19 protein-coding genes are annotated in these 25,935 nt (G+C 50.5%); all 19 read left to right on the forward strand.

What is annotated here, in order from left to right:
- The first annotated feature begins 43 nt into the window (after positions 1–43).
- Complete coding sequence (gene rseP, locus FD07_RS02200) at positions 44–1,321, forward strand: RIP metalloprotease RseP (RefSeq protein ID WP_020088589.1); 1,278 nt, start codon at positions 44–46, stop codon at positions 1,319–1,321.
- 36 nt (positions 1,322–1,357) lie between these two features.
- Positions 1,358–3,070, forward strand: a complete 1,713-nt coding sequence (locus FD07_RS02205; RefSeq protein ID WP_020088588.1) for a proline--tRNA ligase — start codon at positions 1,358–1,360, stop codon at positions 3,068–3,070.
- 736 nt (positions 3,071–3,806) lie between these two features.
- On the forward strand, positions 3,807–8,150 hold the full coding sequence (locus tag FD07_RS02215; RefSeq protein ID WP_020088586.1) for a PolC-type DNA polymerase III: 4,344 nt from the start codon (positions 3,807–3,809) through the stop codon (positions 8,148–8,150).
- Between the two features lie 865 nt (positions 8,151–9,015).
- Positions 9,016–9,291, forward strand: coding sequence for a hypothetical protein (locus tag FD07_RS02220; protein WP_020088585.1), 276 nt, complete (start codon positions 9,016–9,018; stop codon positions 9,289–9,291).
- A gap of 127 nt (positions 9,292–9,418) precedes the next feature.
- On the forward strand, positions 9,419–9,892 hold the full coding sequence (rimP, locus tag FD07_RS02225; RefSeq protein ID WP_020088584.1) for a ribosome maturation factor RimP: 474 nt from the start codon (positions 9,419–9,421) through the stop codon (positions 9,890–9,892).
- Positions 9,893–9,915: 23 nt separating this feature from the next.
- Entirely contained in the window at positions 9,916–11,187 is a 1,272-nt protein-coding gene (nusA, locus tag FD07_RS02230; protein ID WP_020088583.1) for a transcription termination factor NusA, read from the forward strand.
- A 26-nt stretch (positions 11,188–11,213) separates the two neighbouring features.
- Positions 11,214–11,510 carry an RNase P modulator RnpM gene (gene rnpM / locus FD07_RS02235; protein WP_020088582.1) on the forward strand — a complete coding sequence of 99 codons (297 nt, stop codon included), beginning with the start codon at positions 11,214–11,216 and terminating at the stop codon, positions 11,508–11,510.
- Positions 11,503–11,808 carry a L7Ae/L30e/S12e/Gadd45 family ribosomal protein gene (locus tag FD07_RS02240; RefSeq protein WP_020088581.1) on the forward strand — a complete coding sequence of 102 codons (306 nt, stop codon included), beginning with the start codon at positions 11,503–11,505 and terminating at the stop codon, positions 11,806–11,808. The genes rnpM and FD07_RS02240 overlap by 8 nt, the downstream gene beginning before the upstream one ends.
- A 47-nt stretch (positions 11,809–11,855) precedes the next feature.
- Positions 11,856–14,336, forward strand: coding sequence for a translation initiation factor IF-2 (infB, locus tag FD07_RS02245; RefSeq protein WP_020088580.1), 2,481 nt, complete (start codon positions 11,856–11,858; stop codon positions 14,334–14,336).
- An 18-nt stretch (positions 14,337–14,354) separates the two neighbouring features.
- Positions 14,355–14,705, forward strand: coding sequence for a 30S ribosome-binding factor RbfA (gene rbfA / locus FD07_RS02250; RefSeq protein WP_020088579.1), 351 nt, complete (start codon positions 14,355–14,357; stop codon positions 14,703–14,705).
- Positions 14,706–15,360: 655 nt separating this feature from the next.
- Positions 15,361–16,269, forward strand: coding sequence for a tRNA pseudouridine(55) synthase TruB (truB, locus tag FD07_RS02255; RefSeq protein ID WP_020088578.1), 909 nt, complete (start codon positions 15,361–15,363; stop codon positions 16,267–16,269).
- Positions 16,270–16,293: 24 nt separating this feature from the next.
- On the forward strand, positions 16,294–17,244 hold the full coding sequence (ribF, locus tag FD07_RS02260; RefSeq protein ID WP_020088577.1) for a riboflavin biosynthesis protein RibF: 951 nt from the start codon (positions 16,294–16,296) through the stop codon (positions 17,242–17,244).
- A 582-nt stretch (positions 17,245–17,826) separates the two neighbouring features.
- On the forward strand, positions 17,827–18,864 hold the full coding sequence (gene hrcA / locus FD07_RS02265; protein WP_033388572.1) for a heat-inducible transcriptional repressor HrcA: 1,038 nt from the start codon (positions 17,827–17,829) through the stop codon (positions 18,862–18,864).
- A 20-nt stretch (positions 18,865–18,884) separates the two neighbouring features.
- On the forward strand, positions 18,885–19,472 hold the full coding sequence (grpE, locus tag FD07_RS02270; RefSeq protein WP_020088575.1) for a nucleotide exchange factor GrpE: 588 nt from the start codon (positions 18,885–18,887) through the stop codon (positions 19,470–19,472).
- Positions 19,473–19,508: 36 nt separating this feature from the next.
- Positions 19,509–21,386 carry a molecular chaperone DnaK gene (gene dnaK, locus FD07_RS02275; RefSeq protein WP_020088574.1) on the forward strand — a complete coding sequence of 626 codons (1,878 nt, stop codon included), beginning with the start codon at positions 19,509–19,511 and terminating at the stop codon, positions 21,384–21,386.
- Between the two features lie 126 nt (positions 21,387–21,512).
- Positions 21,513–22,664: a molecular chaperone DnaJ gene (gene dnaJ / locus FD07_RS02280; protein ID WP_020088573.1), complete on the forward strand. Its 1,152-nt coding sequence runs from the start codon at positions 21,513–21,515 to the stop codon at positions 22,662–22,664.
- Between the two features lie 300 nt (positions 22,665–22,964).
- Positions 22,965–23,114, forward strand: coding sequence for a teichoic acid D-Ala incorporation-associated protein DltX (locus FD07_RS02285; RefSeq protein WP_027825899.1), 150 nt, complete (start codon positions 22,965–22,967; stop codon positions 23,112–23,114).
- A gap of 50 nt (positions 23,115–23,164) precedes the next feature.
- The gene (gene dltA / locus FD07_RS02290; RefSeq protein ID WP_020088571.1) at positions 23,165–24,694 is read left to right on the forward strand and encodes a D-alanine--poly(phosphoribitol) ligase subunit DltA; all 1,530 of its coding nucleotides are present in this window, start codon (positions 23,165–23,167) and stop codon (positions 24,692–24,694) included.
- A complete protein-coding gene (dltB, locus tag FD07_RS02295; RefSeq protein ID WP_020088570.1) occupies positions 24,694–25,905 on the forward strand; it encodes a D-alanyl-lipoteichoic acid biosynthesis protein DltB in 1,212 nt (403 codons plus the stop codon). The genes dltA and dltB overlap by 1 nt, the downstream gene beginning before the upstream one ends.
- The last annotated feature ends 30 nt before the right edge of the window (positions 25,906–25,935 follow it).

Here is a 25,935-nt window from a genome sequence, read left to right on the forward strand (position 1 = left end):
AAAAAACGTAGGATTGCGTCGAACATTAGAAGGGACGACAGCTGTGATTACAACGATTATTACCTTTATTATCGTCTTTGGGATTCTGGTCATCGTTCACGAATTTGGGCATTTTTACTTTGCCAAACGTGGTGGGATCTTGGTCCGAGAATTTTCTATTGGGATGGGTCCCAAGTTGTTTTACCGGCGCGGGAAGGATGGGACGACCTATACCGTCCGTCTATTACCCGTCGGGGGGTACGTCCGCATGGCGGGTGCCGAGGACGACGAGGATGAAATTAAACCTGGGACACCGGTCAGCCTGTATTTAGGCAAGGATGATCAGGTCGAACGGATCAATGCTAGCAAAAAGTCGACGTTGTTTAACGGGATTCCAGTCGAAATCACCGGCTCTGATCTGGAGGATGAACTCTGGATCGAGGGTTATGAAAATGGTGATGAGTCTGAGGTTAAACGTTACCCGGTCGCGCACAATGCGACCATTATTGAGACCGATGGTACCGAGCTGCAGATTGCGCCCAAGGATGTGCAATTCCAAGCAGCTTCGTTAGGTCGGCGTCTCATGACCAACTTCGCCGGGCCGATGAACAACATCATCTTGGCTATCGTGACGTTCATGCTGATGTCATTTGTGCAAGGCGGGGTCGCCATGGGGACCAATCAAATCCAAGTGGCAAGCTCACCGGTGTCCATCGCCAAGAAGGCTGGTATCCAAAACAATGATAAGATCCTGTCCGTGAATGGCAAACAGACCAGGGACTGGACATCATTGAGTACGGCCATTCAACCACGGGCCAACAAGGCCACCAAGGTTGTCATTCAACGCGGTAGCACGCAGAAAACGCTGACGTTGACACCAAAGGGCGAGCAGTCCAACGGTAAAACGGTTGGGATGATTGGGATTACCCAGGCACAGAACAAGCATATCGGGGCCATTTTAGCTTCCGGGTTCACACAGACCTGGACGATGACTAAGGCGCTCTTTGGGGCGCTCTGGAGTATGGTTTCCGGTCACTTTAGTCTGAACGATTTGGGTGGGCCAGTCGCGATCTTTGCAACGACCTCTCAAGCCACTAAATTTGGCCTGGTCGGCGTGTTGAACTTCCTGGCTTTCTTGTCGATCAACTTGGCAATTGTCAATTTAATACCAATTCCTGCCTTAGATGGTGGTAAAATATTATTGAACTTTATTGAAGCTATTCGGCGCAAGCCCCTTTCCGAAAACGTGGAAGCGGGGATTACGCTGGTCGGTGTCGGCTTCCTGGTGATTCTGATGTTACTGGTGACCTGGAACGATATCGAACGCTACTTTATTCACTAGCAAAATAGGGATGTAACGAGAAGGGAATATTTGACTATGAAACAATCGAAATTACTCATTCCAACTTTGAAAGAGGTGCCGAATGACGCTGAGGCTCTGAGCCATCAAATGATGTTGCGGGCCGGCTACATTCGCCAAGTGACGGCGGGCGTTTACGCTTACTTGCCACTGGCCTACCGGGTCTTAGAAAATATCGAAAAGATTATCCGTGAGGAAATGGAAAAGATTGACGCGGTTGAAACCTTGATGCCAGCCATCTTGCCTGCCTCACTGTGGGAAGAATCCGGCCGTTACGAAACGTACGGGCCTAACTTATTCAAGCTGAAGAACCGGCATGACAGTGACTTTATTCTGGGACCAACCCACGAAGAAACGTTTACGATGCTGGTTCGCGATGCGGTTAAGTCTTACAAGCGGTTGCCTTTGGTGATGTACCAAATCCAACCGAAGTACCGGGATGAAGATCGTCCGCGTTACGGGTTATTACGTGGTCGTGAATTTATCATGGAGGATGGTTATTCCTTTACCATCAACGATGAAGATCTCGATCGCATCTACTCACAAATGGAACACGCCTACGAAAACATCTTTGATCGCGTGGGCTTGAACTACCGGGCCATCGTTGGTGACGGTGGTGCCATGGGTGGGAAGGATTCCAAGGAATTCTCCGCCATTGCACCAGTGGGTGAGGACACGATTGTTTACTCTGACTCATCCGACTATGCTGCTAACCTGGAAATGGCACGGAGCCTCTTCATCAGTAAGAAGTCCCACGCTCAATCAGAAGAAATGGAAAAAGTAGCGACGCCGGGGGCCAAAACGATTGATGAAGTCGCCAAGTTCTTAGACGTGAAGCCCACAACGTTGATCAAGAGTATGCTCTACGTGGCCAACAAGGAGCAACCCGTAATGGTGCTGGTTCGTGGTGATCACGCAGTCAACGAAACAAAGCTGAAGAACTACTTGAATGCGGACTTCTTAGACCCCGCAACGCCAGACCAAGCTAAGCAGTTCCTGGGAGCCAACTTTGGTTCTCTGGGTCCCGTTGGTGTGGGTGAAGATGTTAAAATCTTGGCCGACCAATACGTGGGTGACATGGTCAACGTGACCGTGGGTGCCGATGAAGATGGTCACCATTACATCAACGCTAATGCAGGCCGTGATTTCCGGGTCGACGACTATGCCGATTTCCGTGAAGTCCAACCTGGTGATTTGTCGCCAGATGGTGCCGGCGTGCTGAAGTTCACTAAGGGTATTGAAATTGGCCACATTTTCAAGTTGGGGACGCGTTACTCCGATGCTTTGGGCGCAACTGTTCTGGACGAAGGTGGCCGTCAAAAGCCCGTTGTCATGGGATCTTACGGTATTGGTGTGAGTCGTTTGCTGTCCGCGATTGCTGAACAACAAGCTGATGAAAATGGTCTGGTTTGGCCACGGAACATCGCACCATTTGATATTCACTTGGTTCCCGTCAACCTGAAGAAGGAAGACCAAGCCAACCTGACCACTGAACTGGAAGAACAGTTAACGGCCAAGGGTTACCGGGTGCTGACTGATGACCGGAAGGAACGTCCCGGTGTGAAGTTTGCCGATTCCGATTTGATGGGGATTCCGGTCCGCATCACCATTGGTAAGAAGGCCGGCGAAGGCATCGTTGAGATCAAGATCAGAAAGACTGGTGAAACGGTCGAAGTTATTAAGGATGAAGTCGCAAGTACTGTGGAAATTCTCTTTAAAGACATCGACTAGCTTACCGAAAGACCAGCTAGCAGCTGGTCTTTTTAGTCTTTTAGCTTAAAACAACGCGGGCATGTTCGCCTGTGGCTGTCAGGAGCTCCGCCTGCTGTGGGGACCGGTGAAATCCTGAGAAGCGGTATTTCACCTCGACTTGAAACCTCGCTGAAAGCCGCGAGTTTCCAAGCTCGTCCCATGGCGTAAGAACGGGAAGAAACAAGCGCCCGTCCTAACGCCATCGGCACGGCCGGCTACGCTCCTGACAGCCTTCGGCTAAGACTGGTCGTTGTTTTAGGCTACTAGTGGTCGGGTCAAGACCAGCAGCTGGCTGATACTTTACTGGTGGCTGGTACAGAGCTTAAATTTAGCCGAGTTTTGGAAGGCAAATTTGATTCGATGCTTTCAAACCAGTCAAAGTTTTGACCACCATTTTAAATGACAAAATGAGTTTTGGTATTGGATTAATGTCATGGTTAAGAGCAAGCCTAGCCGGAGGAGGCCAGGGATGGAGCCAGCTGTGTCGATGGTCTTGGCTGACGTCTTTTGTCAGCCTAGTCCATGGGACGAGCTTGGAGACGTGTGGTTTTACGCGGCTTCAAGTCGAGCCGAAAGCCCGTTTTTGAGGGCTGAAGGCGGCCCCACAGCAGGTGTAATCCCTGGCAGCCGCAGGCGAAAGCTTCTCGCAACCATCAGTAACCAATGAAAAAGTAGAAGTAAGAAGAGATTCAGACAGTGTGAAAGGAGTTCGCTTGTGGACGAAGATCGCCATGCATTATTTGAAAAATTATTACAACAACTAGATTTGTCCGGTGCGGCCGACCAGCCGTACTACCAAACGGCCACGATCGACCGGTTGACCGTTCACGAACAGTCACGGCGCTGGCACTTTTTCCTTAAAATGCCTAGTATTTTACCCCTGACAGCCTTTGTGGAATTCCACAATCACCTTCAGATTGCATTTCGGGAGATTGCGACGGTGGAGGCTAGCATCGAGGTTGATCAGCCCGAATTGACTAACCGCCTCGTGGGTGATTATTGGGAATGGGTCGTGAAGAACAGTGGCTTGACCAGTAATCTGGTTCAGGAACTCTGTCAATCTCAAGTGCCCCAGCTCGATCCGGATGGCCGGGTCCTGTTATACGCTCAAAATGAAGTTGTGAAGAACTTCTTGGCCAATCAGGCGTTGGGTCCCATTGAGGATACCTACCGCCAGGCCGGTTTTCCGAAATTTAACATCCACGTGATGGTCGATGAATCCAAGTCACAAGCCAAGATCGACGAATTCAAAGCACGACAGGAAAAGACCGACGCTCAGTTAGCCCAACAGGCGGCTGTGGCGATTGAAAAGGCCAACCAAAAACGTGCCAGTCAAAGTAACGGTGACGTTCAAGCCGCCAGTGGTCCGACCCAGATTGGGAAGGCTATTAAGGGCGACCAACCGACGATGCGAATGGTCGATATCACCCAAGAAGAGCGGTCAGTCATTGTTGAAGGGTACATTTTCGACAAGGAAGTTCGAAAGTTACGTTCCGGTCGGCAACTGCTGACGATTAAGATCACCGACTACACGTCTTCCATCGTCGTGAAGAAGTTCTCGCGCGGTGCCGAAGACGAGGCCCAATTTGCCGGGGTTGAAGAAGGTAGCTGGGTCAAGGTTCGTGGGAGCGTCCAAGAGGATAGCTTCATGCGTGATCTGGCTTTGAACGCCTACGACATTAACGAGGTCAAGCACGCGAGTCGGCAAGATACGGCACCCGCCGACCAAAAGCGGGTCGAACTGCATTTGCACACCACGATGAGTCAGATGGACGCAACCAACCCAATCGGGGATTACGTCAATCAGGCGAAAAAGTGGGGCATGCCCGCACTGGCCATCACGGATCACTCTGACCTTCAGGGGTTCCCAGCGGCATTTAACGCGGGAGCCAAGGCGGGTATCAAGATGCTCTACGGGGTCGAAGCGAACCTCGTGGACGATGGGGTGCCGATCGGCTACAACAGCGCTCACGTGCCACTAGATGGCGCCACGTACGTCGTATTTGACGTGGAAACCACCGGACTGTCTGCCATCTACGACAAGGTGATCGAACTATCTGCCGTTAAGATGGAGCACAAGAACGTTATTGCACAGTTTGAAGAGTTCATCGATCCCGGATTCCCATTGTCCGAACAGACGACGAATTTGACCAGTATCACCGATGATATGGTGGCGGGGTCCAAGTCTGAGGAAGAAGTCTTCAAGCTCTTCCGCGAATTCTGTGGCGATGCGATTATCGTTGGGCATAACGTGACCTTCGATGTGGGGTTCATGAACACCGGCTACAAGCGTCACGGGATGTCAGAAATCAGCAATCCAATCATCGATACTCTGACGTTGGCGCGCTTCCTATACCCAACGTTGAAGAGTTACCGGTTGAATACGTTGGCTAAGCGGTTCCACGTCAGTCTGGAGCACCATCACCGGGCCGTCTACGATGCCGAGTCTACGGGTCACTTGAACTACCTGTTCTTAAAGGACGCTGAGGACCGTTATGACATTCAGTATCACGACCAACTCAATGACCATATGACCGATAACGATGCGTATAAACACGCGCGGCCGAGTCATGCCATTCTGATTGCGAAGACGCAGGCCGGCTTGAAAAACATGTTCAAATTGGTCTCGGCTTCCAACGTGGATTATTTCTATCGGGTACCACGGGTGCCCCGAAGTGTGCTCGACCACTATCGGGAGGGAATTATCGTTGGATCAGCCTGTTCATCCGGTGAAGTCTTCACCGCGATGATGCAAAAGGGTCAGGTCGAAGCTGCGGCGAAGGCCAAGTACTACGACTATCTCGAAGTTCAGCCTAAGGCGGCCTATCAGCCGTTGATTGACTCGGGGCTGATTGCCGACGAGTCCAATTTGGAAGAGATCGTGGGCAACATGGTTCAACTCGGTCATGATCTAAACAAACCGGTTGTCGCTACCGGGGATGTGCACTACCTGAACCCCGAGGACTATATTTACCGTAAGATTTTGATTCACTCACAAGGGGGGGCCAACCCACTCAACCGTCAGGAGTTACCCGATGCGCACTTCATGACGACCAACGAGATGCTGGACGACTTCGCCTACCTGGGCGAGGATACGGCCAAGGAAATTGTGGTCACCAATACGCAGAAGATTGCGAACGACGTTGATGAGGTTCACCCGTTAAAGGACAAGCTGTACACGCCGCGGATGGAAGGGGCCGAGGACGAAATTCGCCAACGGACCATGGACACTGCGCACGCGTGGTACGGTAATCCACTACCGGAATTGGTGCAACACCGAGTTGACCGGGAGTTGAAGTCGATCATTGGGAACGGGTTCTCCGTGATCTACCTGATTGCCCAACGGCTGGTAGCCAAGTCCAACAAGGACGGCTACTTAGTTGGGTCCCGGGGGTCCGTTGGGTCCAGTGTGGTCGCAACATTCACCGGAATTACCGAAGTGAATCCGTTGCCGCCGCATTATCGGTGTCCGAACTGTCAGTATTCCAAGTTCTACACTAAGGGTGAATACAGTTCCGGTTACGATTTACCGGAAAAGAACTGCCCGAAGTGTGGCACATTGATGATCGGTGACGGTCATAACATTCCGTTCGAAACCTTCTTAGGGTTCAAGGGAAACAAGGTTCCCGATATTGATTTGAACTTCTCCGGGGACTACCAACCAATCGCCCATAACTACACTAAGGTGTTGTTCGGCGAGAAGAACGTGTATCGGGCCGGAACGATTGGGACGGTTGCCGACAAGACGGCTTACGGTTACGTGAAGGCCTACGAACGGGACACGGAACAGACCTTTAGAGGTGCCGAAATCGATCGCTTGGCTAAGGGCGCGACTGGGGTCAAACGGACCACCGGACAACATCCGGCTGGGATTATTGTTGTGCCGGATTACATGGATATTTACGACTTTACGCCGATCCAGTACCCAGCCGATGACCAAAACGCCGCTTGGCAAACGACCCACTTTGATTTCCATTCGATTCACGATAATATTTTAAAGATTGATATTCTGGGACATGATGATCCAACCATGATCCGGACGCTACAAGATTTGTCCGGGGTCGACCCGCAGACCATTCCAATGGATGATCCGGGCGTCATGGCACTGTTCTCCGGGACGGATTCACTGGGCGTTACGCCGGAACAGATTCAGTCCAAGACGGGGACGCTGGGTGTGCCCGAATTCGGGACGCGCTTTGTCCGGGGGATGCTGGAAGAAACGCACCCGAAGAACTACTCGCAACTACTCCAGATTTCCGGCCTGTCTCACGGGACCGATGTGTGGTTGGGGAACGCTGAAGAGTTGATTAAGGCCGGAACCGCCACCATCGCCAACGTGATTGGGTGTCGTGATAACATCATGACCGACTTGATCAACTTCGGTCTCGATTCCGAAACGTCCTTCCAGGTCATGGAACACGTGCGGAAGGGCCGGGGAATTCCAGACGAATGGCAGGAAAAGATGAAGGCAACGGATTGTCCCGACTGGTATATTGATTCTTGTCTGAAGATCAAGTACATGTTCCCGCGGGCCCATGCCGCTGCTTACGTGCTAATGGCATTGCGGGTGGCCTACTTCAAGGTCTACTTCCCAATCATTTACTATGCAGCGTACTTCTCCGTGCGGGCTGACGACTTCGATGTCGTAGCCATGTCACAGGGAAAATCTGCGGTTAAGGCGGCCATGAAGGCCATCAACGACCAGGGGATGGACGCTTCTACCAAGGATAAGAACCTCTTGACGGTGCTCGAACTCGCCAACGAAATGTTGGAACGGGGCTACGACTTCAAGATGATCGACCTCGAAAAGTCCGATGCTGCGGAATGGATCATTGACGGTAATACGTTGATTGCACCATTCAAGGCGGCTCCCGGACTGGGGTTGAACGTAGCCAAGCAGATTGTGGCGGCTCGAAACGACCGGCCGTTCATTTCCAAGGAAGACCTCGCTAAACGGGGGAAGGTCTCAAAGACCTTGATCGACTTCATGACGGAAAACGGTGTGCTTGCTGGGTTACCAGACGAGAACCAACTCAGCTTATTCGACGATATGATGTAAGCCGCAACTGTTGGAGCGCTCGGTGCGCCTTACCGGGCGGTGTAAATCAACCGGAACGCTGAGGGCGGGCGTCCAGAGCCGAGAAGCGGTCTCTGGACTTGCCTTTGAACCTCTGAGAATCGAGTTTCAAAGGCACCAATTCTCTAAGCGGCATAGCCGCCAAGAGAATTCCCACAGCTGGGTTGATTTACACCGCCCTCACGGCTTACATGGTGTCACCCCACGTAATTGCAGTGACATCAAGTCTCATGTGTAGTTGGACTACAAGTCGGCACTGCGATAATGCCTCCGGGCCGGTTAAATTGGGTAGCCCAAGGCTGATGATGACATCAAATGTGGGTCGTTTAACTGGTTGGTGATACTAAGAGTCATATTGTGCTAGCAAAAGTTAAAAATATGAGGTCCATCACTGTAGCCAAATGGCTGGGTGATGGGCCTTTTTTTATGATTATCCGTGCGCAATGAAAGGAGTCCCTTACTTACTACTAATGTAATTCTGAGGGAATTTGTCTCATTCTTTTGGCAATTAATTGAAAATTCGTTTTAGCTTTGAAGTTATTGTGGAGGGTGAAGAATCTGTAAATCCTTTTGAGGGGAAATTAGTGAATAGAGCCAGAGTGAAGCCTAGTTTAGCCGGAGAAAGCCGGTAGACAGCCTTCGAAATTTCAAAATCCTTGGCAGTTGCAGGCGACAGTCTGCAATTCAATTGCTCAATTAAGAACGCCGGTGAACTAACACAACGTTAAACCCGCTTTTATCAGGATTAATAACGTGGTAAGCGCTTACAGAATCGTTAAATTATGGTACAATAATGGTGAGGAATCAGAGAACCATTACTAAACTTTAACGAAAGCGGGTGTTCACCATGCTACAGCGGTTTGCACGATTACCAGACGGTTGGATGTTTCTGGCAGGCTATTGTTTGATTGGTTTAGGCTATGTGTTGTTTGGCTTGGTATCAACTGTCGCGGCGGTGCCATTCTTGGCAGTCGTCATTGGCTACTTCCTAATTGCATTCATTTTGACCGTAATTAAGGCGATTAGCTTAAAGGAAATGGCATTGAATCGGTTAAACTTATTGGTTTTTGAATTCATTACGATTGCGGGATTCATTTTGCTACTGTTCACCTGCGAACAGTAGCTGGCACAATGGTTGCAATCCCGCGTGAACTGTAGTAAAGTAGGCTTTGTAGTTAAACTCGTTTTTTAAATGAGTGAGCAGTCCATGCTCACTCTTTTTAATGGAAAAATGTAGGAGGCGGAATTCTTTGAGTACAGTCGTTGAGACCGTGACGGACCTGGCCCGGCCAATCGTGGCGCATCATCAGTTTGAATTAGTTGACGTTGAATTTGTCAAGGAAGGTAAAGGCTGGTACCTGCGGGTCTACATTGACAAGCCCGGTGGTATTAACATTGAAGAATGTGCGATGGTGAGTGATGAGTTGTCCGAACAGCTGGACGCGATCGATCCAGATCCCATTCCCCAAGCCTACTTCCTCGAAGTTTCTTCACCTGGTGCAGAACGGCCACTGAAGAAGCCGGAAGATTTTGAACGGGCCGTGGGTGAGTATATCCACGTTTCCCTATATCAAAAGATTGGTCAAAGTAAGGTTTACGAAGGTACGTTGGAAGAATTACGTGACGATGCCTTGGATTTAACCGTTAATTTAAAGGGACGTATCAAGACGTTGACCATTCCACGCGATGCGATTGCCCAAGCCCGGTTAGCCATCAAGTTCTAACTAAATAAGGAGCGAAACACAACATGAGTAAAGAATTATTAGGTGCCCTTGACGTCCTTGAGACGGAGAAGGGTATCCAGAAATCAGTCGTTATCGACGCCTTGGAAGCGGCCTTAGTTTCTGCTTACAAGCGGAACTACGACCAAGCCCAAAACGTTGAAGTTCAGTTCGACCAAAAGAAGGGTGATATCCACGTCTTTGCCGTGAAGAAGGTCGTTGACCAAGTCTACGATTCACGTCTGGAAGTTAGTTTGGATGACGCCTTGGCCATCAGCAAGGGTTACGAAATTGGTGATGACATTAAGTTTGAAGTGACCCCCAAGAACTTTGGTCGGATCGCCGCGCAAACCGCTAAGCAAGTCATCTTGCAACGGGTTCGTGAAGCCGAACGGAACATCATCTACGATCAATACAGCCAGTATGAAAATGAAATCATTACCGGTGAAGTTGAACGTCAAGATTCCCGTTTCGTTTACGTGAGTTTAGGTAAGGTCGAGGCCGTTATGGGCCACCAAGACCAAATGCCTAACGAAACGTACCGGATTCATGACCGGATCAAGGTCTACGTGACCCGGGTCGAAAATGCCACCAAGGGGCCTCAGGTCTTCGTTAGTCGGACGCACGCTGACTTATTGAAGCGTTTGTTCGAACAAGAAGTGCCTGAAATCTTTGATGGGACCGTTGAAATCATGGCAATCGCTCGTGAAGCCGGCGACCGGGCCAAGGTGGCTGTTCGTTCGAACAACCCTGACATTGACCCCGTTGGGACCAGTGTTGGTCCTCGTGGGCAACGGGTCCAAACCATCGTCAATGAACTTGGCGGTGAAAACATGGATATCGTGGAATGGACGGATGACGAAGCCAAATTTATCGCCAACGCCCTGAACCCTGCCGAAGTTCTGGATGTCATCTTTGATCCAAACAACGAACGGGCTTGCCAAGTCATCGTGCCAGACTATCAACTGTCTCTGGCCATCGGTAAGCGGGGTCAAAATGCCCGGTTAGCCGCTAAGTTGACCGGTTATAAGATCGATATTAAATCAGAATCCGAAGCATCTGCTATAATGGAAGCTGATCAGACTGCTGATGCACAACCAGCAGCTGACGATGATGCGCCCGTTGCCACTGATGACACCGCTACAGATACGTCTGTTGACGATGCCCCAGTGACGGAAGACGCACCAGTTAGCGATGAAGTCGCTGACGACGCGACCGATGTAGCTGTTAACGATGATGACGCCACAGATTCAGCAGCTAGTGAGTCAACCACTGACGATTCTTCGTCAGCTGAATAGTACCCATCTAAAGGAGGTTTGGTCCCATGAAACAACGGAAAGTCCCTATGCGCAAGGATATTGTGACTGGGGAAATGGCGCCTAAGAAGCAACTGGTTCGGGTTGTTCGCAACCAGGAACAGGAAGTTAGCGTTGACCCTACCGGTAAACAATCCGGTCGTGGTGCCTACATTGCTTTAGATGTGGACATTGCAAAGCGGGCTAAGAAGGAACGGACCTTCGATCACGTCTTTGGCGTGAAGGTTCCGGATGACTTCTACGATGACTTGATTGCTTACGTGGATCATCAGCAAGCACGGCGGGAATTATTCGACAATGACTAATCCCGAGCGCGCTTTACAACTTTTAGGATTGGTTCGGCGGGCAGGTAAACTGACCACCGGCGAATCCTTCGTTATGGCAGCGGTCAGAGACGGCTCAGCTAAGATGGTTTTAATGGCTAGTGATGCCGGCAAGACCAGTCAGAAGCAGTTTCGTGATAAGACGGCGAGCTATAACGTCCAATTAAACGAGGACTTTACGAAAGACCAGTTGAGCACGGCCATTGGGTCAGCGCGCACGGTCATCGCAATCACCGATCCGGGTTTCGTCCGGAAGTTACAACAATTACTTGCTAAGTAGCCGCCTGACGTTCTCGTGATCGGCAGAATACAAAGGAGTGTGAAGATATGGGGAAAAAGCGAATTTATGAACTCGCCAAAGAAATTAATGTCTCCAGTAAACAGATCATTGCGAAAGCCGAGTCAAAGGGCTTTCCGGTGAAAAACCACATGTCAACGCTCGGCGAGAACGAAGAACGTCAGCTCCGCGAAGCATTTAGCAAGAAGTCTGCTGGTAAGGCAACGACACCGAGTGCCAAGCCTGCTAAGCAACCTGCGACGATGCAAGCGGCCCGGCCTGCTAGTCAGAAGAGTGATCATCCCAAGACCACCAGCCACAAACCTGCTTCACAGGGGAATGGTAACCGGTCAAATGGGGGCAACCGTTCAACCAACAACGGTAACCACAGCAGCAATGGTGGGAACCAGTCGGCTAACGGCGGCAATCGCACCTCTAACCAGCGGTCCAATAGTGGCAACAGCAATAATCGTAATCAACAACGTACGAACAATAACAATAATAAAAATAATAATGGCCAGTCCGGAAGTAATCACACTGAGCAACACAATTCCGGGACCGGCAGATTTGGTGGAAGCTTGAATAATAATACAAATAATAGCAATGGCCGGCGTGGTAGCAGTAACGGAAACAGTCGTGGGGGCCGGAATAACCGGAACAACCGCAACAATCGCCGCCGTAATAATAACAATAACAACCGCTACAAGAAGAACCAACGGATCAAAGACACCAATCAGCACAAGGGTGCACCAGAACGGAAGAACAAGGCATTACCAGATGTATTAGTCTATACGGACGGCATGAACGCTCAGGACTTAGCCAAGATCTTACACCGTTCTTCAGCCGAAATCGTGAAGAAGCTCTTCATGTTGGGCGTTATGGTTAACCAGAACCAATCCTTGGACAAGGACACCATTGAAATCTTAGCCGATGACTATGGCATTCAAGCACAAGAAAAGGTTCAAGTTGACGTGACCGACCTCGACAAGTTCTTCGATGCTGAAATGGCCAACACGGATCATTTGGAAACCCGGGCACCAGTCGTTACCATCATGGGACACGTTGACCACGGGAAGACGACGTTGTTGGATCACTTGCGTCACTCTCACATTACCGAGGGTGAAGCCGGTGGGATCACGCAGGCCATTGGTGCCTACCAAGTCCACTACAACGACAAGTCTATTACCTTCTTGGATACTCCAGGACATGCGGCCTTTACTGAAATGCGGGCCCGTGGTGCTGAGATTACCGATATCACGGTCTTAGTGGTTGCCGCCGATGATGGTGTGATGCCACAAACCATCGAAGCCATTCACCATGCGAAGGCTGCTGGGACGCCAATCATCGTGGCTGTCAACAAGATTGATAAGCCAGGTGCTAACCCGAACCACGTTATGGAACAATTGACGGAATACGAATTAATTCCTGAAGACTGGGGTGGCGATACCATCTTCGTTGAGATTTCTGCGAAGTTTGGAAAGAACATCGACGAATTGCTCGACATGATTCTCCTGCAATCCGAAGTGTTGGAATTAAAGGCTAACCCAGAACAAAACGGGGTTGGTTCCGTCATCGAAGCTAGTTTGGACCAAGGTCGTGGCTCCGTTGCCTCCTTGCTGGTTCAACAAGGGACGTTACGTGTAGGTGACCCAATCGTTGTTGGGAATACCTTTGGTAAGGTTCGGACGATGACCAACGAACGTGGCCGTCGGATCAAGGAAGCCAAGCCATCAACGCCAGTTGAAATCACTGGGTTGAGCGACGTGCCAGAAGCTGGGGATCGTTTCGTGGTCTTTGACGACGAAAAGACGGCCCGGGCCGCTGGTGAAGAACGGGCTAAGGAAGCCTTGGTTCAAGAACGTAAGAACACCAGTCACGTCACGTTGGACAACCTCTTCGACTCTCTCAAGGAAGGCGAAATGAAGGAAGTTGACGTGATCATCAAGGCTGACGTTCAAGGTTCCGTTGAAGCCTTGGCAGGTAGCTTACAAAAGATCGACGTCTCCGGTGTGCGGGTTAACATCATTCACTCCGCCGTGGGTGCCATTAACGAAAGTGATGTTACCTTGGCCGAAGCTTCAGACGCGATCATCATTGGGTTCAACGTGCGGCCTACGCCACAAGCACGGGCCCAAGCCGATAGCGACAAGGTCGACATTCGCTTGCACAACGTCATCTACAATGCCATCGATGAAATCGAAACGGCGATGAAGGGGATGCTGGAACCTACCTACGAAGAAGAAGTTACTGGCCAAATCGAAGTTAAGAACATCTTCCATGCTTCTAAGGTCGGCACAATCGTCGGTGGGATGGTTACTGAAGGTTACGTAACGGCTGACGCCGACGTCCGGTTAATCCGTGACGGCGTGGTCATCTACGAAGGTAAGCTTGGTAGCTTGAAGCGTTTCAAGGACGACGTCAAGCAAGTTAAGATGGGTTATGAATTAGGATTAACTATCGAGAATTTCAATGATATTAAGGTGGACGATGTGATCGAAGCCTACATCATGAAGGAAGTTCCCGTTAAATAAAAATCGGAGGCAAACGTCATGGCACAATATCGAGTTGGCCGGTTGGAACAAGAAATCCAGCGGGAAGTTACGGATATTCTCCTAAAACGTGTCCGCGATCCCCGGGTCGAGGGCGTCACCGTTACCGGCGTGGAAGTCACAGGTGACTTGCAGCAGGCAACGATTTACTACAGTATTTTATCGGACAAGGCTTCTTCAGCGGAAAAGACACAGCAAGGTCTGAACAAGGCTACGGGTCTGATTCGGTCTGAACTGGGTTCACGCTTGAGCATCTACAAGACGCCTGAGTTGAACTTTGAACAGGACTCTTCCGTGCGTTACGGAAGTCATATCGATGAACTGCTGAATGATCTACACCGCCGCGAGTAGTTGCTCACGGTGTTTGAGGGAGGCGTTGGTCCAAGCGGATCAGCGCCTCTTTTTCGTTACTACCGGCGAATGCTGGCAGCAAGACGCCTGCGGCTGCCAGAGATTCTGCCGCTGTATGGACCGGAGCAAGCCAAAGAGCGGTCTTGCTCCTCGACTTGAAGCTTCGTAAAAGACAACGAATCTTCAAATCGTCCTGTCAGATAAATTGGCCCAACACGCCAATTTATCTGACAACCACGGCTGGCGCCATCTCTGGCATCCTCCGGCTATGGTACTGGCAGTATTCGTCGGTGGCACCAGTATTTTCGGTTTGACGATTTAATTAGAGACCGAATATGCCATCATTTAGTATGTAATCAACTAGTATGGGCGAATACTGACGTCCTGACGATATTAGAATCAATTTTATTGGCAAAGGATAGTCGTAACCGGAGGCGGCCAGAGGTGGAGGTAGCTGTGACGACGGTGTTAGCTGAGAATCAGCTTACAGCGTGGGACGTGTTTGGAGACTGACGGTTGGTTTGTGTCGGGCTTCAAACCGAGCCGCAGGACCGCTTCTCAGGCCGCAGGCGGTCCCCACAGACGCCGGAATCTCTGGCAGCCACAGGTGGTTGGATACAACTAAATTTTGCAACGCGAAACGGAGGAAACGAAGATGGATGGGATTATCCCGCTTTATAAGGAACGCGGCCTCACGAGTTTTGACTGTGTGGCGAAGTTGCGCCATATTCTGCATACGAAGAAGGTCGGCCATAGTGGTACGTTGGACCCGAGTGTGGATGGGGTCCTACCCATCTGTATTGGGAGTGCGACAAAGGTTGTGCCCTACCTCATGGCCTCTGGAAAGGTCTACAAGGGCACGGTTACACTGGGCTTGGCAACGACTACGGAGGATTTAGACGGTGAGGTCATTGACCGTCAGCCTTTGACAACGCCGTTTGATCGCGCTAAACTGCTTCAAGCAGCTGCAGCGTTGACTGGTACCATCCAACAGACGCCACCGATGTTTTCGGCAGTGAAAGTGAACGGTCGGCGGCTCTATGAGTACGCACGAGCCGGGGAAACGGTTGAGCGGCCAACGCGGACGATTACCGTGTCCGCCTTTGATCTGGTCGACGATGGCCAGTTCGATGCTGAACAGGGCACCCAGACGATTGCGTTTGAGATTGCCTGCTCCAAAGGGACCTACGTGCGGACTCTCGCCGTCGATCTTGGTCGGCAGCTGGGCGTACCGGCAGTGATGGCCTCGTTGACACGGCTCAAGAGTGGTGGCTTTGACCTGGACCAGACGGTGACGTTGGACCAGGTGGCCGCTGCGATGGCCGCTGAGGACCTTTCCGAGATTCTTCGACCAATCGACTACGCCTTGCGAGATTACCCGCATGTGACGCTGTCAGAGCGGCTCTGGGGCCTCGTAAAGAATGGTGTCTTCCTGGATGAAGAACAGGTCGGTAGTACGGCTCCCGTCGTGGCTCTGACTTATCAGGACCAGACGAAGTGTCTGTACCAGTACCTTCCCGAAAAAAAGCAATATAAGCCGTTGAAAATGTTTACGGTGAATTAAGCGTTAAGAAAGAGGCGTCTCGTAATGGAAGTTATTCGCATACATCACCCGTTGGACCCCCGTCAGATTCCAGCAGATCCGGTCGTTTTGGCCATGGGATTCTTTGATGGTGTCCACCGGGGGCACCAGGCGGTCATTAGGCGGGCTAAGGCGCTCGCTGCGGCCAAACACGTCAAACTGGCGGTGTTAACCTATGATCATCATCCATCGCTGGTTTACCGGCCGTTAGAGGGTGATGATCGCAAATATCTAAGTACGCCCGAACGTAAGCTCCAACAGTTTGACCGGATGGGCGTAGACCGGGTCTTTCTAGTCAGTTATACGGGCGAGTTTGCTGCCCAGAAACCTCAGGAGTTCGTCGACAATTACCTGGTGGCGTTCCACACGGTGACGGCGGTGGCAGGCTTTGACCACACCTATGGTAAGAAAGACGTGGCCACGATGGACCTGTTACCAGCCTATGCGCAGGGACGTTTTGAGGTGGAAACGGTCGCTAAGGAAACTGGTGGTCAGGAGAAAATCAGTTCGACGCGGATTCGCTCGGCCATGAAGGCGGGCGATGTCGATACGGCTAATGACCTCTTGGGTTATCTTTACCGGTCGACAGGGGTCGTTGTCCACGGTGAGGCGCGGGGCCGGACTATCGGCTATCCAACCGCCAACGTCCTGACACCAGAGAATGAATGGTTACCAGGCATTGGGGTCTACACGGCACGATTGAAGGTTGGGGCCATTTGGTATCCCGGCATGATCTCCGTGGGCCGCAACGATACCTTCGGCGATAACCGGCCAATCACGGTGGAGATGAATCTCCTGGATTATCAGGGGAATCTCTACGGCGAAAACGTTGAAGTTGAGTGGCATCACCGTTTGCGGGGACAAGTGAAGTTTGATTCCGCAGAGGGGCTGATCGTCCAACTCAAGAAAGACGAGACGGCCACTAGAGATTATTTCTCTCAGGTCGCCGCAGATTAGACCATTAATTACAGCATAAATAAAGAGCTTGGATAATTTTATCCGGGCTCTTTTGTTTTGAGAAAATAATTGCAAGTCGGGTAATTTTTGATATGCTGGGGACTGGTTAGCAGGTATCTTGAGGTAAAAGACCCGTTTATTGTAGCTGAAATTCGGCTTGTAGGCAGTGAACGACCAGTTGATGGTAAAGGAAAGCTTGAATTTTTTCAGCCGATGGGTGGATAGCGCCGACAATCGTAGCCGGAGGAGGACAAGGGTGGCGCCGGCCGTGACGGCGGTGTTGTCTGACGTTTTTGGTCAGACTACAGCGCGGGACGAGCTTTAAGACGCGTGGATTTCGCGGCTTAAAGTCGAGGTGAAAGACGTTCTTCGGCTTTCACCGGTCCCCACAGCAGGCAGAACCCTTGGCAGCCGCAGGCGGAATTACAAGCAATCATCACAGCCAAGCCAAAAAATTAGCACTTAATTGCAGAGATTGCTAAAAATCCTGCCAGATTTCTTGACTTCAAAACCCGGTTTTGCTACATTATATATGTGTCTTAGCACTTGATTAGTTTGAGTGCTAAAAAAGGGGTGATTGTGATGCTTTCAGAAAGACAAATGATGATTCTGCGAGCCGTTGTCCGCGACTTCACCAATACCGGTGTTCCGGTGGGGTCCAAGGCATTAGCCAAGCAGTTACCCATCCACGTAAGCTCAGCGACAATTCGTAACGAGATGGCAGCCTTAGAAGAGCAGGGCCTGATTAAGAAGACCCACTCATCTTCCGGCCGAATTCCTTCGGTCGAAGGCTACCGGTATTACGTTGATCATCTGGTTAAGCCCGATCCATTACGGCCCAACGATATCGATGTGATTCAGTCATCACTAGGTGGCGATTTTCATAAGATTGACGAAATCATTTCGCAATCCGCGACGATTCTGTCTAACCTGACGAGTTACACGGCGTTCACGTTGAAGCCGGAATTAAAGGATAGTCGCCTCAGCGGTTTTCGGTTAGTGCCTTTGGGCAAGCGGCAAATCATGGCCATTCTCGTCACCGATAGTGGTGATGTGGAGAACCAGACGTTTGACGTGGCCGGAGACGTTGATGGTGAGCAGCTTGAAGCTGTGGTTCGCTTGATTAATGACCAACTGGTGGGACTGACTTTACCGGAAGTCTTACGGAAGTTGCAGGCTGATATTCCCGCAAAGATCGCACACTATCTTCAGAGTCCGCAGGGATTCTTGGATATCTTTGGCGATGTGCTGACGCGGGCCGCTCAGGAGCGGTTCTACGTTGGTGGGCGACTCAACCTACTGAACTTTTCTCAGGATAGCGACGTTGACTCACTGAAGTCCTTGTATTCGTTGATCGACAAGACCGATGACATTGCGAGTGTGCTGGGGCAACCTAGCGATAAGATCTCCGTGCGTATCGGTAATGAAATGACCAACGATGCGTTGCGTAACTTCAGCCTGATCACGGCGACCTATGACGTTGACCAACATGGTCAAGGGATGATCGCGATTCTGGGACCCACGCGGATGCCATATTCTCGGATGCTCGGTATCGTTGGAGCGTTTCGTGAAGAGCTCGCGAAGAAACTATTAGATTACTACCGGTTTTATGACGAGTAAAGAAAGGGAGGGTTTTTATCGTGGCTGACAAGCAACAAGCGTCCACCGATGACCAAACTGCGGCAAAGGCCGCCACGACTAAGCCAGATTCAAAGACTGAATCGGCCGAAAAGGCAGCACCAAAGAAGCCAAAGTTATTTAAGAAGGTTGCGACCGCGGCTGAAGTCGATGAACTCAAGCGCAAGGCCAGTGACTTTGAAGATAAGTATTTACGTGCGGAGGCGGAAGTCCAAAACATGCAAGCGCGATTCCAAAAGGAACAGGCAACGCTTATCAAGTACGATGGCCAACAACTGGCTAAGGACGTGCTCCCCGTAATCGATAACTTGGAGCGCGCTCTAGCAGTCGAAGCAGCGGACGAGGCGGGGCAACAGCTAAAGAAGGGTGTTCAGATGACCTATGATCATTTGGAAGACGCCCTGAAGCGAAACCACGTCACGGAGATTGAAGCCATTGGGAAGACATTCGACCCAACGTTGCATCAAGCGGTTCAATCAGTACCCGCAGAGGATGGCCAAGCGGCCGAAACGATCGTCAAGGTCCTCCAAAAGGGTTACCAACTGAAAGATCGCGTTCTGCGACCAGCAATGGTTGTCGTTGCACAATAAAGCAAATTAAAAAAACTAACAAAGAGGGAATTTTTGATGGCAAGTAACAAGATTATCGGAATTGACTTAGGGACGACCAACTCAGCCGTTGCCGTTCTTGAAGGTAGTACCCCGAAGATTATTGCGAACAAGGAAGGCGCTCGGACGACGCCATCAGTTGTTGCATTTAAAGACGGTGAAACGCAAGTCGGTGAAGTTGCCAAGCGGCAAGCAATCACCAACCCGAACACAATCTCATCCATCAAGAGTCACATGGGTGAAGCAGGTTACAAAGTTTCCGTTGATGGCAAGGATTACACGCCACAACAAATCTCAGCAATGATCTTACAACACTTGAAGTCATTCGCTGAAGACTACATTGGTGACACGGTTGAAAAGGCCGTTATCACGGTGCCAGCTTACTTCAACGATGCCCAACGTCAAGCCACTAAAGATGCTGGTAAGATTGCCGGCTTGAACGTTGAACGGATCATCAACGAACCTACGGCTGCTGCCTTAGCTTACGGCTTGGACAAGCAAGACAAAGACGAAAAGATCATGGTTTACGACCTTGGTGGTGGGACCTTTGATGTTTCCGTACTGGACTTAGGTGACGGTGTCTTTGATGTTCTCTCAACGAACGGTGATACTCACTTAGGTGGGGATGACTTTGATAAGAAGGTCATGGACTGGTTGATCGCTGACTTCAAGCAAGAGAACGGTGTCGACTTATCCAAGGATAAGATGGCTTTACAACGGTTAAAGGATGCCGCTGAAAAGGCTAAGAAGGACCTCTCTGGGGTTACCGAAGCACAAATCAGCTTGCCATTTATTTCCGCTGGCGACAACGGCCCACTTCACTTGGAAAAGTCATTGAGCCGGGCTAAGTTCAACGAATTGACGGCCGACCTGGTTGAAAAGACCCGGATCCCTGTTGAAAATGCGTTGAAGGATGCCGACTTAAAGGCTGGCGATATTGACGTTGTTATCTTAAACGGTGGATCTACTCGGATTCCAGCCGTTCAAGAAGCCGTTGAAAAGTGGACGGGTAAGGAATCTAACCACTCCATCAACCCTGATGAAGCCGTTGCTTTAGGTGCCGCCGTTCAAGGTGGGGTTATCACCGGTGATGTGAAGGACGTTGTTTTACTTGATGTTACGCCATTATCCTTGGGTATCGAAACCATGGGTGGGGTCTTCACCAAGTTGATCGACCGGAACACCACGATTCCTACCAGCAAGTCCCAAGTCTTCTCAACCGCTGCTGACAACCAACCAGCCGTTGATATCCACGTCTTACAAGGTGAACGGCCAATGGCTGCTGACAACAAGACGTTGGGTAACTTCCAACTCGCTGATATTCCAGCCGCACCTCGTGGGGTTCCTCAAATCCAAGTGACGTTCGATATCGACAAGAACGGGATCGTTAACGTTTCCGCTAAGGATATGGGCACTAACAAGGAACAGAAGATTACCATCAAGAGTTCCGGCGGTCTTTCCGACGAAGAAGTTGAAAAGATGATGAAGGAAGCTAAGGAAAACGAAGCTGCCGACAAGAAGCGTAAGGAAGAAGTCGACACTAAGAACGAAGTCGACCAATTACTCTTCCAGACCGACAAGACGCTGAAGGACGTTAAGGGTAAGGTCTCCGATGATGAAATCAAGAAGGCTGAAGATGCTCGTGACGCCTTAAAGAAGGCCCAAGAATCCAACGACCTGGACGACATGAAGGCTAAGAAGGATGACTTGAACAAAATCATCCAAGACCTTTCCGTTAAGTTATACCAACAAGCACAACAAGCTCAAGGCGACGCTAAGGGCGCTGCTGGCCAAGCTGCTGGTGCCGATGGTGCCAAGACTGACGGTAAAGATGGCGACACCGTTGACGGTGACTTCCATGAAGTTCACGATGACGACGATAAGGACAAGAAGTAAAGACTGATTGTCTAATCGCAAATGGTCATGGCAAAAAGTCAGAGTCCGTGGGGCTTTGGCTTTTTGTTTCGAGTATGCTATTCTTACTAGTAGCGAAAAATTTCGGAATGGATTGGGAGGAAAACGATGGCGCAATCGGACTTATATGGCGTTTTAGGTGTCTCAAAGGATGCCAGCCAAGATGAAATTAAAAAGGCCTACCGGAAATTATCTAAGAAGTATCACCCAGATTTGAACAAGGCCCCCGACGCGGCGGACAAGTTTAAAGAGGTTCAGGATGCTTACGATGTTTTAGGTGATAAGGATAAACGGGCTAATTACGACCAGTACGGTTCAGCCGACGGTCCTCAAGGCTTTGGTGGCTTTGGCGGCGGTAATGCCGGCGGTGGCTTCGGCGGTTTTGGTGGCGGAGGCGGCTTCGACGACATCTTCAATCAATTCTTTGGTGGTGGCGGAGGCGGTCAACGCAATCCTAACGCACCACGGCCGGGTCGTGATCTGCAGTACCAGATGGACTTGAAGTTTGAAGAGGCTATCTTTGGGAAGAAGACCAAGATCAAGTATACGCGTGAAGCCCAATGTCATACCTGTGGTGGGAACGGTGCTAAGCCGGGGACTTCACCAGTGACCTGTCACCAATGTGGCGGTTCTGGTTACGTCACGACGGAGACCAACACGCCACTGGGTCGGATGCGGAGTCAACAACCATGTCCTGTCTGCCACGGTACGGGTCAAGAAATCAAAGAAAAGTGCCCAACCTGTGGTGGCTCTGGTCACGAAGAAGAACAGCACGAAGTTGAAGTTTCCATCCCAGCTGGGGTCGATGACGGTCAACAAATGCGGTTACAGGGTCAAGGTGAAGCCGGCATAAACGGCGGTGGCTACGGCGATCTGTTCATTATTTTCCAAGTGACGCCAAGCAAGGACTTCCGGCGTGACGGAACGGAAATCTACTTTGACCAACCAATTTCATTCGTCCAGGCAACGCTGGGGGATGATGTGACGGTTAAGACCGTTCACGGTGATGTTAAATTAAAGGTGCCAGCCGGTACGCAAGCTGGGACGACTTTCCGGCTACGGGGCAAGGGTGCACCGCGCCTACGTGGTAATGGTAATGGTGATGAACACGTCACTGTGAAGGTCATGACACCAAAGAACCTGAACAAGGGTCAACGGGATGCACTCCGCGACTTTGCTAAGGCCAGTGGTGAGACTGTTACAGGTACGGGCAAAGGTAACTTATTTAACAAAATGCGCGATAAATTTAATGAAAATTAGCTTGCGGGCCAACGTGCTCAAATAGCTAATCTATCAAGGCTGCTGAAGATTTCGGTAGCCTTTTTATTTATCATAAAATATAAGAATTTTTATAATTGCAAAAGAAACGCTTAAGCTTGAGTAAGGTTAATTGCAATCCGGTTTTGGCAATGATACTCTCAAAACATAGGGAGCGCGGCTTTGGCTGCGGAACTCCTCACCAATTCACTTGGATTCGTCGGGGAATATACGGGTGAATTGGCTGCGAACGGAAGCTGGTTTGGGGGACGAATCGACCAGCAAAACTTGGGGGTGAATTTCATGAGAGCAAAGTGGCTGGCGTTATGGCATCAGCCGGTGGTGGCCTTCATTGGCTGGACCATGTTTTACTTTGTGATTTTGATGATTTTGGTTTATTTGTATGGTTACAGTGGTTTGAATAACTCGACGTTTATTTACAACGAGTTTTAGTTGCGGGGTCAACTAACCATTAGCCATGATTTCTTCGGGGGGGATATAGAATGATAGAAAACATGATCACAGCGATTGATCAGTTTGCCACTAGTGATCCGGATCGCATCGCTTACGATGATCTGGGGCACACGAACACGTACGGTGAGTTAAAACAGCGCTCGGATGCTTTGGCCGCTCATTTGGATGCCATGCAGCTACCAGCGCACGCGCCCATCCTAGTGTATGGGGGCCAGACGTTTGACATGATGGCGACCTTCTTAGGAATCGTCAAGAGTGGTCACGCCTATGCGCCAATCGATACACATTCGCCGCTCGAGCGGATTACCACGATTAATGAAATTGCCCAACCCGCCGCAGCTATCGCTGTGAGCGCGTTACCCACGACTTTAGGTGAGACGCCGGTACTTACACCGGATAACCTACAGACCATCTTCAGCAGTCCCGTGGTGGACTACCAAGTGGATCATGCCGTGAGTGGGGACGAGAACTACTATATTATCTTCACGTCCGGAACAACGGGGAAACCTAAGGGTGTGCAGATTTCACACAAGAACTTATTAAGCTATGTCAACTGGATGCTGAGCGCCGACTTCGTGTTGCCAACCGCACCGCGGACGCTGTCGCAAGCGCCATATTCGTTTGACCTGTCCGTCATGGATTGGGGGCCAACGCTGGCCAGTGGTGGGACACTCGTCGCGTTGCCGAAGACGGTGACGGATAACTTCAAGCAACTGTTCGAGACGCTACCGCAAATGGATCTGGATGTCTGGGTCTCTACGCCGTCGTTTGTGGACATTTGCTTGTTGGAGCCCACTTTTGATGCCACACATTATCCACGCCTGAGTCGCTTCCTCTTCTGTGGGGAAGAATTGACCCACGCCACGGCACAGAATTTACACCAGCGGTTTCCGGATGCTCGGATCTTCAACACTTACGGGCCAACGGAAACTACGGTGGCGGTGACGCAAGTGGAAATTACGGCAGAAATCTTAGCCGACTACCCACGGTTGCCCATTGGTTATGCCAAGGGTGATACCGAAATCACGGTGGTCGATGACCAACTGCAGCCGGTACCAGCGGGAACTGAAGGCGAGATCTTAATCAGTGGTCCATCGATGTCGAAGGGGTACCTAAATAACCCAGAGAAGACGGCCAAAGCCTTCGTCACTCTGAACGGTAAGACTGTTTACCGGTCCGGTGACCTGGGTGTGGCTATGGCGGATGGTCTGATTATGTATCGTGGGCGAACCGACTTCCAAATTAAGCTCCACGGTTACCGAATCGAATTGGAGGAGGTCAACCACTACTTGTCACAGGAAGACCACATTCAGGTCGGTGTTGCTGTGCCGCGGTATGACCGGAATCACAAGGTCAGCCAACTGATTGCTTGGGTGGTTCCGAGTGGTCATAATTTTGCCAGCGAGTTAGACCTGACCAAGGCGATCAAGGATAATTTGCAAGGTGGCGACATGATGGAATATATGATTCCGCAACGCTTTGTGTACAAGGATAGCCTACCGATGACCCCCAACGGCAAGGTTGATATTAAATCTATTATTGCTGAGGTCAATCAATAATGTTGACTTTTGAACCGTACGGCAACCCAACGTATTTCGCCTTGTTGGGGGTGGCGTTATTGCCACTGATGATTGGTCTTCTGTACGGCAAACGGTCGCGCCTTTACGAAACGTTAGTGTCAATCTTCTTTCTGGTCTTAACCTTTGGGGGTTCTAAATGGACCCAAGGGGTGGCCTTGATAATCTACATTTTGTATGAGGTGGTCTTGACCTGGGGGTATGCCGTTTACCGGAGGAACCATAATTCGGGGCCGTTGTTTTACCTGATGGTGATTCTCGCCATCGCACCATTAACCATCGTCAAGGTGACGCCGGCTGTCGAGAACGGCCAGGCCTCACTGATTGGATTTCTGGGGGTCAGCTACCTGACCTTCAGAGCCGTGCAGACGATGATGGAAACACGGGATGGCACGCTGAAGAACTATAACATCATGACATTCTTACAGTTCATGCTGTTCTTCCCAACCATCTCTTCTGGTCCAATTGACCGGTATCGGCGATTTGAAGCCGATTATCGGTCGGTGCCGGATCGTGACAAGTATCTGGGGATGCTGCAAAAGGGAATTCGTTACCTGTTTGTCGGCTTTATGTACAAGTTTATCCTGGCGTACTATTTCGGGACGATCTTGATGCCGAAGTTGCAGCTGATGGCGATGCACTCGCGCGGTGGCTTCCTGGATATCTCGTGGCCGCTTATCGGCTACATGTACTGTTACAGTGCAGACTTGTTCTTTGACTTTGCCGGGTATAGTTTGTTTGCCGTGGGGACGTCCTACATTATGGGAATCGCTACGCCAATGAACTTCAATCAACCCTGGCGGTCACCGAACATCAAGGATTTCTGGAATCGTTGGCACATTACGTTATCGTTCTGGTTCCGAGACTTTATCTACATGCGACTGGTCTTCTGGTTCATGAAGCATAGGGTCTTCAAGAAGCCAACAACGACCGCCAACGTTACGTATATCATCAACATGCTGATCATGGGATTCTGGCATGGGGTGACCTGGTATTACATCACGTACGGCCTGTTCCACGGGGTTGCGCTAGTGATCAACGATACTTGGTTACGTTACAAGAAGAAGCACCGGCAGAGTGTTCCGCATAATAAGTTTACGCAGATCTTTGCCATCTTCTTAACGGCCAACCTGGTCTGCTTTAGTTTCTTGATCTTCTCAGGGATTCTGGATAAAATTTGGTTTTTGAAGTAAGCAGTAGAGGATGTATTTCATCGAGGGGGA

Origin of the sequence: Levilactobacillus parabrevis ATCC 53295 (assembly GCF_001434055.1) — a bacterium.
Lineage (GTDB): Bacteria > Bacillota > Bacilli > Lactobacillales > Lactobacillaceae > Levilactobacillus > Levilactobacillus parabrevis.